General features: G+C 52.1%; 14 protein-coding genes. 6 read left to right on the top strand and 8 right to left on the bottom strand.

The features are described 5' to 3' along the window. Positions 1-352 precede the first annotated feature (352 nt). From rpsT to RAL90_RS16185, 4 genes are all read right to left on the bottom strand, one after another. Positions 353-619, bottom strand: coding sequence for a 30S ribosomal protein S20 (rpsT, locus tag RAL90_RS16200; RefSeq protein WP_306252484.1), 267 nt, complete (start codon positions 617-619; stop codon positions 353-355). Positions 620-697: 78 nt separating this feature from the next. Next, positions 698-1,564, bottom strand: coding sequence for a bifunctional DNA-formamidopyrimidine glycosylase/DNA-(apurinic or apyrimidinic site) lyase (mutM, locus tag RAL90_RS16195; protein ID WP_306252483.1), 867 nt, complete (start codon positions 1,562-1,564; stop codon positions 698-700). Positions 1,565-1,825: 261 nt separating this feature from the next. Further along, entirely contained in the window at positions 1,826-3,553 is a 1,728-nt protein-coding gene (locus RAL90_RS16190; RefSeq protein WP_306252482.1) for a glycosyltransferase family 39 protein, read from the bottom strand. 19 nt (positions 3,554-3,572) lie between these two features. Beyond that, positions 3,573-4,328, bottom strand: coding sequence for a glycosyltransferase family 2 protein (locus RAL90_RS16185; protein WP_306252481.1), 756 nt, complete (start codon positions 4,326-4,328; stop codon positions 3,573-3,575). A gap of 198 nt (positions 4,329-4,526) precedes the next feature. On the opposite strand from RAL90_RS16185, the gene RAL90_RS16180 reads away from it, so the two are divergent. From RAL90_RS16180 to RAL90_RS16170, 3 genes are all read left to right on the top strand, one after another. Continuing rightward, positions 4,527-4,835, top strand: coding sequence for a hypothetical protein (locus RAL90_RS16180; RefSeq protein ID WP_306252480.1), 309 nt, complete (start codon positions 4,527-4,529; stop codon positions 4,833-4,835). Between the two features lie 77 nt (positions 4,836-4,912). Next, positions 4,913-7,018, top strand: a complete 2,106-nt coding sequence (locus tag RAL90_RS16175; RefSeq protein ID WP_306252479.1) for a TonB-dependent receptor — start codon at positions 4,913-4,915, stop codon at positions 7,016-7,018. Between the two features lie 258 nt (positions 7,019-7,276). Then, on the top strand, positions 7,277-7,984 hold the full coding sequence (locus RAL90_RS16170; RefSeq protein ID WP_306252478.1) for a hypothetical protein: 708 nt from the start codon (positions 7,277-7,279) through the stop codon (positions 7,982-7,984). Between the two features lie 9 nt (positions 7,985-7,993). Here the strand turns inward: RAL90_RS16170 and metB are convergent, their stop codons facing one another. Next, entirely contained in the window at positions 7,994-9,205 is a 1,212-nt protein-coding gene (gene metB / locus RAL90_RS16165; protein ID WP_306252477.1) for a cystathionine gamma-synthase, read from the bottom strand. Beyond that, the gene (locus RAL90_RS16160; protein ID WP_306252476.1) at positions 9,205-10,236 is read right to left on the bottom strand and encodes an alpha/beta fold hydrolase; all 1,032 of its coding nucleotides are present in this window, start codon (positions 10,234-10,236) and stop codon (positions 9,205-9,207) included. Before RAL90_RS16160 ends, metB begins: the two co-directional genes overlap by 1 nt. 348 nt (positions 10,237-10,584) lie before the next feature. Between RAL90_RS16160 and RAL90_RS16155 the strand changes: the two genes are divergently transcribed. Beyond that, positions 10,585-10,944 carry a helix-turn-helix transcriptional regulator gene (locus RAL90_RS16155; RefSeq protein WP_306252475.1) on the top strand — a complete coding sequence of 120 codons (360 nt, stop codon included), beginning with the start codon at positions 10,585-10,587 and terminating at the stop codon, positions 10,942-10,944. Positions 10,945-11,086: 142 nt separating this feature from the next. Here the strand turns inward: RAL90_RS16155 and RAL90_RS16150 are convergent, their stop codons facing one another. After that, positions 11,087-11,920, bottom strand: a complete 834-nt coding sequence (locus RAL90_RS16150) for an IS5 family transposase (protein ID WP_306249540.1) — start codon at positions 11,918-11,920, stop codon at positions 11,087-11,089. A 63-nt stretch (positions 11,921-11,983) separates the two neighbouring features. On the opposite strand from RAL90_RS16150, the gene RAL90_RS16145 reads away from it, so the two are divergent. Then, positions 11,984-12,391, top strand: coding sequence for an SRPBCC domain-containing protein (locus RAL90_RS16145; protein ID WP_306252474.1), 408 nt, complete (start codon positions 11,984-11,986; stop codon positions 12,389-12,391). 47 nt (positions 12,392-12,438) lie between these two features. After that, positions 12,439-12,978, top strand: a complete 540-nt coding sequence (locus RAL90_RS16140; protein WP_306252473.1) for a DUF4287 domain-containing protein — start codon at positions 12,439-12,441, stop codon at positions 12,976-12,978. Positions 12,979-12,993: 15 nt separating this feature from the next. Here RAL90_RS16140 and RAL90_RS16135 read toward each other — a convergent pair whose 3' ends face one another. Further along, on the bottom strand, positions 12,994-13,482 hold the full coding sequence (locus RAL90_RS16135; protein ID WP_306252472.1) for a GNAT family N-acetyltransferase: 489 nt from the start codon (positions 13,480-13,482) through the stop codon (positions 12,994-12,996). Positions 13,483-13,501: the final 19 nt, after the last annotated feature.

The following is a 13,501-nucleotide window of genomic DNA, read 5'->3' as shown; positions in this document are numbered from 1 at the left end:
AGTAAACAGATAATTGATCCGTCGTTGCCATGACTACATACTAGTCAGACAGGATTTTCAAGCAACAGCAAAGTTGCAATTTTTTGGTGTAACCGGTGCGATTTTTCAGGGCCCTCATGGTTGACACATTGATATTAAAACATTTTTTCGAACAAAAAAAATCGCTCCTAGCGCCCCATACTGAAGTCTTCCATATTCTGGCCTGCAAGCAGGGATTTATCCACATTCAGCGCATCCCGTGCGCAGAGCACCTTGTGCGCAACGGCGCATCAGATGCAGCCCATTGAAAAACCAATAAAAAAGCCTGCGTCGCAAAACGCAGGCTCATCCGTAGTCGAAGTTTGCAACCTGATCAGGCGCTGATCGCCTTGATCCGGCCTGAAAGGCGCGAAAGTTTCCGTGATACCGTGTTCTTGTGAAACACGCCTTTGGTCACGGCGCGATGCAACTCAGGTTGAGCCGCTTGCAGCGCCGAACGGGCTTTTTCCTGGTCACCGGCGCTGATCGCCTCTTCAACCTGGCGCAGATATGTGCGCACACGAGAGCGGCGATTTTTGTTCACGGCAGTTTTACGCGCTATCTTGCGCACCATTTTCTTAGCTGATGACGTATTGGCCATAGTTCTGTCAGATCATCCTGTAACTCAAGGAAGGCGGGTATAGACACGCAAAATATGCCCGTCAACACGCTTTTTTCCTTATCTCTGGCAGGTTCCACAGAAGAACGTGGAGCGCCCTGACTGCACAATTCTCTGCACATCCGTCCCGCAGGTGCTGCAGGCCTGCCCTTCGCGGTCATAAACGCTGAAATTGTGCTGAAAATAGCCCAGCTCACCGTCAGCACCGGCATAATCGCGCAAGGTAGACCCGCCAGCGGCGATTGCCTCCGAGAGCACGCTCCTGATTGCCGGTGCCAGACGCGCCGCGCGCTTGCCGCTGACAGAGGCAGCCTTGCGACGCGGCGAAATGCCTGCCCGGTAAAGGGCTTCGCAGACATAAATGTTACCAAGTCCGGCCACAACGCGCTGATCAAGCAAGGCCTGCTTTACCGGCGTCTTCTTGCCCGCCAGCGCCTCACTCAATGCCGCCTCACTGAACTGGTTGCCCAGCGGCTCCGGTCCCATACCCGCAAAATGACTGCTTTGTGCGAGCGCATCCGTGTCCACAATATCCATGAAACCAAAACGGCGCACATCATTATACGTGACCCGCGCAAAGCCCTCGCCAAAGTCCAGGTCAAAGACCACATGGTCATGCGCCGGGATATTATTGAGGGTATAATAGAACGCACCCGGCGTGCCGTCAGCATTCTGCTTTTCAATCACAAAGCGGCCCGTCATGCCCAGATGAATGATCAGGGTTTCGCCGGATGTCAGATGAAAGAGCAGATATTTCGCCCGCCGTTCCATGGCGGAAATGCGCCAGCCTGTCAGGCGTTCAACAAAACGATCCGGAAAGGGAAAGCGCAGGTTCGCCCGCCGCAATTCCACCTTGATGAAACGCGCGCCCTCCATCACCGGGATAAGGCCATTCTTGACAGTTTCGACTTCAGGCAGCTCGGGCATAAAAAAAAGCCTGACCCGAAAATAACATTTTGGCAATGCAGCGAGACAGGGAATTTTCACCCTTGACTTTTGTTCATTTTTTGTTCTATAGTGACATCTATCAGAACTGCCTGATCATGCCGGCACGCATCTCCCCTTAGGTCTCGTGCCGGTGGCTCTTTGACATGATGGACATGGTTGTGCATTTCGGCCCTCGGGCTGGTCGCAGCCTTTAACGATGCTTACGGTGCGCCTGGATACACTGGCGTGTTCGGGCCCTTTTCAGTTGACCTGACTGTCCCGCTCGCCTGGCACTTTCGTCAGGGCAGTTTGTGCCCCGGCATAAAGGGTCATGACCAGCTCATCCCCTTTAACATAATTATACCCCTCAACAGACCCGAGAGAGAGCACGTCAAGATCACGCTCTGCCAACATCTGTTGAAAGCGCGCCTCCTCGACCTGACTGACAGCAAGAAGGCCACAAGACGGATTCTGCTGAAGATGCGTCACTGCCCTTTCGTCAGAAGCAAGCAGGGTTTGCGTACCGAACGTGAAGACAACGCTTGGCTCACGATAGCCAAGGGTCGCAAAGGCAATATTATCGCAGCCTTCAAGGCTTGCCACTTCTCTGTCCAGTCCTCGCGTCAGCCAGAATTTGTCAAACGCCGGAAAGGTGAACTGATACATGGCCAGAAAATAGACCACGGCACTGACCGCTAAAGGCAGGACGCGATCATGTGTTGGTTTCATTGCCAGGAACAGTCCCGCTCCGATCACGAACAGTGCTGCCAGCACCACAAGGATAGCGGCTCCCGGCACATTTTGCGCCCCGATTTCCGGCCCCAGATAATACGGCAGCCAGGCCAGAAGCCCCGTAGCAATGACAAACAGCACGGTGACGATCCAGTGCGCAATCCTGACACCCCTGAGAGACAGAAGTTTGGCTGCATCGCTGACACCGAAGGCTGCGAGAATAGCAATGGCGGGGTAAACCGGCAGGACATAATGAGGCAACTTCGTCGCCACCAGTTCAAAGACAACCCAGGTCGGGACAATCCAGGCAATGAGATATTGCACGAGAGGCTCCCGACGTCGCTGCCAGGCCGTCACCGCTGCTAGAACAAGCAGCAGGGTTGCCGGCCAGAACATCGCCAGTAATCCGACGGTATGATAGCCCGGTGGGCCACCATGAGAATCATCGCCTGTGGCCACCTTGCCCATCAGCGCATGACCGATGGATTCCTCAATGAACCCGCCCTGCGTCTGGATTGTGATAATAACAACCCATGGCAATACCACGGCAAACATCACGAGTAAGCCGACCGGCAGGTTGAGGCGTTTGAGGATACTGATATCCCGCCGCCAAAGGCAGAGCGCCAGCAGCGTTGTAACCGAAACCAGTGTGATGATAGGCCCCTTGATAATCAGGCCTGCTCCTTGTGCCAGCCAGAAAACCAGCGGCCATCCGACGAATTTCTGTTCCTTTGAATCAGGAGGATGAAAAATGTAATAAAGCGCAACCTGCGCCATGGTGATGGATGCCAGCAGCATGGCATCTGTCTTGGCGGTGCGCGCCTCGACGGACATCAATAACCCCACGGCCATGATCAACCCGGCGGTAAACCCGGCCCTGCTGCCCCCCAGGCGGGCACCAAACCAGGCCGTCAGCGCAACCGCAATCAGACAGCCAAACAGGGACGGCAGACGGTGCGCCCATTGCGGAGCTTCACTGCCCCCAAACGGGGCCGTCGTTACAACCTGCATCCAGTAAATGCCAACCGGCTTCACATGCCGCGCCTGTTCCTGGAAGCGAATATCAACATAATCGCCGGTTTCCATCATCTGGCGTGACGCCTGAGAATATCTCGCTTCATCCCGATCCATGGTCGGAATATTGAAGAAGCCGGGCAACATTGCGGCGAGGGAAATCAGCATCAACGCCAGCCACGCGGCCGGCTTCAGTGATATGTGGTGGTCATCGAGACCAAGACGGGAACTTACAAACTGCATCGCGCGACAGCCACCTATATCAAGATCTGTTTTCTGACATTATCTGGTCAGCGACGAAAGCCCGGCCCGGCGTTTTCGTGCGTCTCATCAACCAGATCACACCGGTAAGGTCAAAAAGACCCGCTACAGCGCGCCCGAAATTGGTATATTTTGACTCGCCCCCATCACGCGGCCTGTTCTCGACCGTCACATAGCGGGTCTCAAAACCGAAATGCTTGGTAAAAGCCGGTAGATACCGGTGCAGGGCATCAAAAAAAGGAAATGACAGGAACAAACGCCGTGGCAGCACTTTCAGGCCGCAGGCCGTATCAGGGCAATCGTCTTTTAACAGGCTTTTGCGCAATCCATTGGCAAAACGAGATGCATATTTGCGGGAATCTCCATCCGTGCGCGCACGCCGGACACCGCCAACAAGACCGGTTTCCTGAACAGTGGTCAGGTCAATTTCACGGCACATCGCCAACAGGTCCGCAGGGTCATCCTGACCGTCACCATCCATTGTGCCGACCCAGATGGTCCGGGCAACATTTGCGCCGGTTCGCAGAGCAGCACTTTTGCCGCAGCGCACCGGGTGATGGACAATCGACAGTCCCTCAAATTCCTGCGCCAACTGGTCCAGCAATTCAGGCGTCCGGTCATCGCTGCCGTCATTGATGGCAACCACGCGCAGGTCCAGATCATCACTCATTTTCTCAAAGATCTCACGCACCAGCTTTTCAATAGCCGTTTCCTCATTAAGGACTGGCAGCAAGACTGTGAATTCAGGTTTATCCACGCGATTGGGTGTCCTTCAAGGCATTCATGTGTCGGGCCTTCTAACGGGGAATGAGCGCAAAGCGCAAACAGTTTCAGGCTAATGCAACCGCCAGACGGACATCTGGCAGGGACGACAGAAAGTGTTGCTGCGCCCGGAAAGCCACACCATGGCTGAATCGATTGCGGTCGGATTGTGATAATACAACAGAGGCGTTATATGTGGCGCATGTATAAGGCATGGAACATTTCCGGCGCTTTTGCTGCGTTGCTCGCGATTCTGCTTGTCTCAATACAAGCCGTCTCTGCAGCGCATGCGCTGGAGCATGGCGAAGACCCCCATAGCCATGACGGCATACCCTGCTCTATCTCAATTCTGACTGATCAGGATATGGAACCGGTTCTGCCGGATAATACTTCTGCCCTTGTTTTCGCCAGACCTGCCTCAGATCAACCGGTCGCAGAAGTGACCGCCAGGTGTACAACAACCCTCGCACACCCCTCCGCCCGTGCACCCCCTGCAAACTGAATAATCTCACAAAAAAATTCAGTTGCGTCCGTCCTTGAACCCTGGGCGACGCTTTATTCAGTTTCAGGAGAAATTCCATGTCTATCAAATCACTGCGCTTAACCAGCGCAACGTCTGCACTTTTATGTGCCACACCATTCCTTTTTTCCGGTGCCCTGGCGCAAAATGAGGATTCTTCAACAGAAGACGAAATCTTCGTGACCGGCTCTCCCATCAACACATCCGTTGACGAAAGCCTTGTCGGCGTATCCGTTCTTGATGGTGATGAGCTTGCCAACCGGCTCAACGGCACTATCGGTGAAACACTCAAATCCGAACCCGGCGTCACCTCTACATTCTTTGGCCCAGGAGCCAGCCGACCAATTATTCGCGGCCAGGGTGGCAGCCGTGTCCGTGTTCTGGATAATGGCATCGGCACAGTGGACGCGTCATCTATCAGCCCGGATCATGCGGTTGCGGCAGAACCTGCACTGGCAGAGCGTGTTGAAGTTGTCCGCGGCAGCGGCATTCTGCGATACGGATCGGGCGCAACAGGCGGTGTTGTAAACATAATTGACGGTCGCATCCCACGCGAAGTGCCGGAAGACGGCATTGATGGCGTTCTGCGCGCCACGGCCAGCACTGTTGATGACGGCTCGGAACTGGCCGGCGCTGCCAACTTCCTGCTTGGCAAGGCAGGCACAGCCGACATTGTCCTCCATATTGAGGGCACCTATCGCGATACGGATGACTACGACATCCCGGGCTTTGCAGAATCAGCATTCCAGCGTGCTGCTGAGGAAGGCGAAGGTGAAGAAGAGGAGGAAGAAGAAGCACGTGATGTCCTCGAAAATTCCTTCACCAAAACCGACACACTCGCCGCTGGCCTCTCTTTCGTTTCAGACAGAGGCTTCATTGGCCTCGCTGTCAAACAGGCCAATTCTGAATATGGTGTGCCAGGCGGCGGTCACCATCACCATGAGGAGGGTGAAGAAGAAGGCGGTGACGAAGAAGAGGAAGAAGAAGAAAATGTCTTCATCGAACTCGAACAGACCCGCTATGACCTGAATGGTGAACTGGCTCTTGATGGTGCCACATTCGAAAAAATCAATATTTTTGCAGGCTATGCTGACTACGAACATATTGAATTTGAAGGACCAGGCGAAGTGGGCACTGTCTTCACGAATGAAGGCTTTGAAACACGACTTGAGTTGATCCAGCGCCCGCGCGGCGAATGGAAAGGCGCTGTTGGCCTGCAATATAACGACAACGAATTCTCCGCCATTGGTGAAGAAGCCTTTGTCCCGCCAACCACATCAGAGCAGATTGGCCTCTTTACGTTCCAGGAAACGAATGTTGGCGACTGGCACTTCGAAGGCGCTGCACGGTTTGAAAACACGTCCCATACAGATGACACCAACAATGTCGAGCGTGAGTTCGATACATTCAGTGTTTCTGGTGGTGCGGATTATCACTTCAACGAAAACTGGCGTGTTGGTGGCACAATCTTCCGTACAGAACGTGCGCCAGCAACGGAAGAGTTGTTCTCAAATGGCCCACACCTCGCCACAAATCAGTTTGAAATTGGCGACAATACTCTCGATACAGAGACCGCAACAGGCATAGAAGCAGCGATCCGCTTCAGAAATGAAGTCGCCTCCTTGTCCTTCAATGTCTTCCATACAACTTATGATGACTTTATCTTCCTTGGCGCCACTGGCGGAGAAGAAGATGAATTGCCGATCTATGAATTCCAGGCCGCGGATACAGTTTTCCGGGGCTTTGAGATCGCCGGTGATGTCATCCTAAGCGACGATGGGAAAACGGTCTGGACCGCAGACGCTGTTCTGGAAAAAGTCGAAGCTGAGAAAGATGTTGTGAACAACGACAATCTTCCACAGATTCCACCACTTGGCCTGCTCCTCGGCCTGCAAGCTGAGAGTGACTATCTCATAGTGCGGGGTGAAGTTGATTATGCTGCGGAACAGAATTCCGTTGCGCCATTTGAGCTGCCAACGGACAGCTATACGGCACTGAATGCCTTCATCAGCATAACGCCGATAAAATCTGACCCGACACTGAAAGTGCGCATTGCGGGCCTTAATCTGACCGATGAAGAAATTCGTCAGCACTCATCGCCGCTCAAAGCAGTGGTCCCACAACCAGGACGGAATTTCCGCATCTCGCTAGAAAAAAGCTTCTGATAGCTTCCTGGAAGTGCATCTAAAAAAAAGGCCCCGTTCGGTTGAGCGGGGCCAAGTTTATTAAGAGGGCTCATATCACACGGGTAATCCAGTGATATCAACATGCAGGACAGATAGCGGAAAAGTGTGACAGTTTTCACTCAGAATCTTGACAATCATTCTGCTATTTTCCACTTACCAAAGAACCCTCCCTTATCGCTTCATTGCCCTCTCCCTACAGCATCGCTAAGCTCAACAGTCACATGAACGGGGACGCGTATGATCCAGCAACTGGAAGAAGAGAATATCGTCAAGGAACTGCTGCGGTTACGGGCCCGTATCTCTGAGAGATTTCCGACTAGCGGCCTGTTAAAAGTATGTACCGATCTTCTCAGGGTTGGAGAAACCACTTCAAGGCGCGTACGCGCAGCAAGCAGGCCAAACCTTCTTCTGCGATCCTTCGTAATCATTGTCCTTGCCGGTGGCATCGCAGCCCAGATCGGGGCGGCCCGTTATCTTGAATATTTTGATCTCTTTCAGGGCGCCAGCACTGCGGAACTGACACAGGCGCTGGAATCCATCGTCAATCTGTTCATTCTGGCAGGTGCCGCCATCTGGTTTCTTCTGACACTGGAGGCCCGTGAGAAACGCGGCTTTATTCTGAAACATCTGCATGAATTACGCTCCTTCGCTCATGTGATTGACATGCACCAGTTGACCAAAGACCCTATGGCGATGAGCAGCAGCGCGACGCGCACTGCATCATCCCCGGACCGGAATATGAGTCCCTACGAATTATCCCGCTATCTTGATTATTGCTCGGAAATGCTGGCCCTAACCGGCAAACTCGCCGCCTGCTACGGCGAGCGCACGAGAGACACAGAAGTAATCGCCGCCGTCAACGATATTGAAACCATGACAACCGGTATGGGTCGCAAAATCTGGAAGAAAATTATGATGATAGGCGACGAGCATCTGCAGCACTGAACATCAGTATCAGCCTGAGGCTGCAGTTGCATTATGGTGAAATGCTGTAGCCTGATTAAGCGACTGGTTGAGATCAGCCAGCAAGTCAGCTTCATGCTCTAACCCGACCGAAAAGCGTACCAGCCTTTTGCTGATGCCCGCCGCTTTCTGGGCCGCCTCATCCATGCTGGCATGTGTCATGGTTGCCGGCGTGCACACGAGACTCTCGAATCCCCCCAACGATTCAGCAATCGTGAACACATTCAAACTGCGCAACAATGCGAGTGTATCAACCTGCTCGGCGAACTCTACGCTCAGCATAGCTCCAAAACCCTTCTGTTGCTTGCTGGCAATCTCATGCCCGGGATCATTTTTCAAACCAGGATAGAACACCTGACTGACGCGCGAGTCATCTGCCAGCGTTGCTGCAATGGAATGTGCTGTATTTTCCTGTTGCTGCAGGCGCACAAACAAGGTCCGTAGACCTCGTAATGTCAAATAACTGTCAAACGGGGCACCCGTAACACCTGTGCAGTTGGCCCACCAGGCCAGCTCTTCCCCAAGAGCAGCATCCCTGGAGAGAACTGCGCCGCCAACGACATCACTGTGACCATTGATGTATTTGGTCGTGGAATGAACAACTATGTCGCATCCCAAATGCAGCGGATTCTGCAATGCAGGAGACAGAAAAGTATTGTCGGCAACAGTGATTGTCCCCGCGCTTCTTGCCAGGGCAACAATGCGCGCAATATCAGAAACCCGTAACAATGGATTGGATGGTGTCTCTATCAGCACCAGTTTCGGTTTTTGCGCAAAGGCTTCAAGCAGCGCCTGCTCGTTGGTTTGATCCACAAACTGCAGTCGGAAATGTCCACGCTTGGCCCGCGCAGACAAAAGCCTGTAAGTACCGCCATAACAATCATGCGGTGCCAGGACCAATTCGCCGGGATTGACGAGATTAAAAGGCAGGTCAACGGCCGCCATGCCAGTTGCCGTGACAACGCCCCGCGCTGCGCCTTCAAGGTCAGCCAGAGCCTGCTCCAGGTGCTGGCGCGTCGGATTGCCGGAGCGCGAATAATCGAAACCGGGCTTCTGACAAGGATCTTTCCAACCATAAGTCGCAGACAGGTGTAATGCCGGAGCAACAGAATGATGCGTCTCATCCTGCGCAACCCCAGCAGTTGTCGCGATCGTCTGAGGTTTCGGCGTCGCTACTGATTGTATAGATGTCACATTACTCATTATGATAGCTCCTTCAGGAAATTCTTGAGATTTTTGTTGATTGCCTCGCTTTCTTTGAGAAAGGCATCATGTCCGTAAACTGATGAGATTCCGATCATTTCTGACGGGCCGGCATATCTGCGCTGTAACTCAGCTATATCTGCAAGCGGCACCAGCCGGTCGGAGAGAGCGCCAATAAAGATGGCCGGAACAGATATATCCTCCGGCCTTTCCTGATGACGGTCTATCGCTTCTGACAAAGATAAATATCTGGCTGGTGTAACCTGCCGCGCGTATTGGGTGCCTTTTGCATCAAGGTAAGGCCCCACACTTTGGGGACTTTCAAGACAGGTTTCGAAGCGCACAGAAAACTCCTCAGCTGCACGGTATGTTGTCATCGCTAATTGCCGTGCCAGCGCTATTCCCTCATCAGGTCTACCAGCATCGCGAGCAAGCTGAATGGTCTTCCGCTGCACCTGACGCCATGCCTGAGCCATTGGATTAGGCTCATGCGCAGCACACAATACCGCAAGGCGCTTGACACAAGCGGGGAAAAGTCGCGCATAACTCAATCCAATCATGCCGCCAAAAGATGCCCCCACCAGAGCATCAATGCTTTCGACGCCCGCACTGACGAGTGCCGCATGTATAAGCCTTGCAAAATCTTCCGGGCAGAGAGATGTTTCGCTGGTGAGTGAGTCTGGCGGATAATCTGCCCCAATCACGCAAAAGCGACTGAGATCAACCCCGCCATCATTGGTTGCAATGTCACGCCACCACCCTTGTTGTCCAGCTTCGCCAGAAGCAACAAAACGCGTGGCTGATATTCCCCCCAGCACCAACACCTTGGGACCAGCCAGATTACCCTCAAAGCGCAACCTTATTTGCTCATTAGGTAGCGCCGCGCCGTATTTTCCGCGCCATACAATCGGAATTTCGAAAACATGCTCCAGTGTTCCGCGAACTGACTGCAACCGTGGGAATGCTGCTTCCGATCCAGCATATACTGGTCCAGATTCATCAGTACTTATACAGGCATCCGCACAGCCCATGTTACAAGCTCCTTGCATTTAGACCGCTTGGCCTCAACGCAGGAAGTATTGCGAAATAATTGTATGGGAACGGCGCCGTCACTACGGACAATTGTCCGTAATTTGCACCTCTCCGCTTTAGCTACATTTATTTCGCGCCTGCAAGCTGAAGAGGTCAAATCGGCGCTTTTCATCTGATAACGCCACAAACACGAACCTGTCAACACGAAACTTCACCACCTTACCTCATTTTAGCATTTACCTTCAGAGCGGCGCTCCTTTGCCAGATTTTCTGACTTCGGGGATAGGATACCTGCACAGGGAAATATATTGACAGAATCATAATATGTAACTAGGTAGTTACATATTATGATTGAAGACGGTAAAACAGATCAGGTATTTCAGGCTCTGGCCAGTGCCGCGCGGCGGCAGATGCTAGATTTAGTTCGTATACACCCCGGCATCGCCGTTGGCACTTTGGCTGAATCTTTTGATTTCACGCGGATCGCTGTGATGAAGCACCTGAGTGTTCTCGAAAGCGCCGATCTGGTTATTTCAGAAAAGTCAGGGCGCACCAGAAAACTGTATTTCAACGCAATACCCATACAAATTATTTATGACCGATGGTCCGATGAGTACAGCGCCTATTGGAGTAGCAAACTGACACTCATCAAATATCAAGCCGAATCGAAAGCAACAAACAACACGAAAGAAACGAAAAATGGATAATAACAAGAAAATATACAAGATACTGATTAACGCCCCCATAGAGAAAGTCTGGTCAGAACTTGTTAACACCACATCACCACGGCCATTCTTCTACGGCGCTGTATGCGACACGCCCGGTCTTAGAGTCTGAATCAAAAGTCTTTCATATGAAACATGCTCTTGCCAGTCGTCTTGTTGCGATACGGATGTGAGCCATGAATAGCCATGCGATAGCTGAGGTCCAGCATCGTTCCCAATCCTTGGCGAGACGGCGTGATCGCCCTAACCATGCGAATGTGCGTTCTACGACCCATCGCCGGGGCAGGACTTTAAAGCCTTTCATTTTATCGGATCGCTTGATGATTTCCATCCGGAATGGACCGACTTTTTTAAGTTTGCGCTTTAGCTTATCTCCCGCATAGCCACCATCGGCAAAGATATGGCGAAGCCATGGAAATTTGTCTCGCGCTTCCATCAACACCGCTGGTGCGCCGTCGCGATCCTGTACATCCGCGGCATGCACAAGTGCTGTCACCAGAAAGCCTTCCGTATCCGTCAGAATATGCCGCTTGCGGCCTTTTATATTTTTGCCCGCGTCAAAGCCAGTAATACCGCCACTTTCTGTGGTTTTAACCGACTGGCTATCGATCACACCTGCGCTGGGGTGTGGGCTTCTGCCGTGTGCTTCGCGGCATTCAAACAGCAGGCGGTGATTGATCTTTTCCAGCAATCTGTCATCACGCCACCAATAAAAATATTTCTGAACCGTCGAAAAAGGCGGGAAATCCCTTGGTAACATGCGCCATTGGCAGCCAGTAGACGCGATATACAACAAGGCGTTCATGATCTCCCGCATCGGCCACTTGCGAGGACGCCCCATCCGATTTGGAAGAGGTATTTCAGGTTCAATCAAAGCCCATTCGTCGTCCGTCAGATCACTTGCATAGCGCAGGAAACTGCGGTCATAATATGTGCGGGTGGTTTCATTCCAACTCATCTGATCCTCCGTGTCTTAAGCAAACAAAGAGAATCATAAGTCGTTGAAATCACCCAGATACTTTTGGATCAGGCTCTTACACAAGGAGCGCCCTATCGCATGATTTCCGAAGATGGAAAAAATGTCTTTGTCGTGGGGGAAGTGCTGGAATTTGAACCTCCTTACCGTTATGTGCACACATTCAAATTCACCACCACGGACGATGCCCCTTGCAAAGTCACCTACACTCTTCAGGAAGTGGATGGCGGTGTGGAATTTTGCCTGATTACAGAAAATGTCCCTGCAGGCACGAAGACGGAAAAATCCATGGCATCAGGTGGCAAGTGGATCACAGAAAATTTCAAAGCCTATATGGAAACCGGCAAGGCTACATTTGGTGCGCGCATGATGCTTGGTATGATGTCACTTATGTCAAGCATGGCGCCAAAAGTAACAAAAGCAGAGAACTGGCCTCTTGGCACATATAAATAATTGGCAGACTGACGATGGCTAAATCACCAGAAGAAATGGCGGCTGCCATGATCGCCAATATGGCTGAAAAAACTGGCAAACCCCTGGAAGACTGGATCAAACTGGCAAAAGCATCCGGGCATGACAAACATGGGGCTGTTGTAAAATTTCTGAAATCAGAACACGGCATGATGCATGGATTTGCCAATCTCGTTGCACACAAGACGCTAAAAAGTGATGCCGGTAGTGCCACTGATGAAGGTCAGGATCTTGTGGCAATACAATATGGTGGCGCGAAAGCAGCTTTGAAACCTATCTATGACAAGATTATTTCAGGGATAAATAATTTTGGCGATGATGTGGAGCAAGCGCCCAAGAAAGCGTATGTCAGTGTGCGCAGGAAAAAGCAATTTGCCATTATTCAACCCTCTACAATAACACGCGTAGATGTCGGCATTAACCTCCAGGATCACTCACCAACTGAAAGGCTTGAAAAATCTGGCTCTTTTAACAGCATGGTTTCACATCGTGTACGCCTGCAAAACCCTGAAGATGTAGATGCAGAACTTCTGGGCCGGCTGAAATCTGCTTATGATTCTGCCAGTTGAGCACTTTACTGACCTTCAGCCAAGACGGGAGAAAGCGGAGGCATACGTCGCGTCACCCATTCCATCACCGAGGCCACCCTCCTGAAGTTCCTGCGCCATGAAATAGGGGCCGGCATAAGGCGAAGAAAAATTTGCAGCCAACTCCTGATGAAAACCAAAACGACGGTAATATTCAGGCTCTCCCAGAACAAAAACGGCATGCCAGCCTGATCGGCGAGCCCTGACGATCCCTTCCCGGATCAAGGCTGAACCAATACCACTTCCCTGACGGTCAGGCCGCACAGAAACAGGCGCAAGCCCCAGCGTTTGCGTCGGTGCGACCATTCTGGAAAACAGTATATGCCCGGTGATGCGCTCATCTTCCAATGCAACCAGCGAAAGCACTGCTTCGCGGGCAGACCTTAGCATATCAACAAGATTTGCCTCCTCCTTCTGCCCAAAGGCTTCCATCACGAGTTGGCGAACTTCTTCGTGTTCAGATTTTTTTTCCTCTCGTATTATCATCAGCATTTCCCCTTACGCA

The organism is Parvularcula sp. IMCC14364 (genome assembly GCF_030758415.1).
Classification (GTDB): Bacteria; Pseudomonadota; Alphaproteobacteria; order Caulobacterales; family Parvularculaceae; genus Aquisalinus.
Note: the sequence above shows the minus strand (reverse complement) of the source record. Positions and strands in the feature narration are given on the sequence as shown.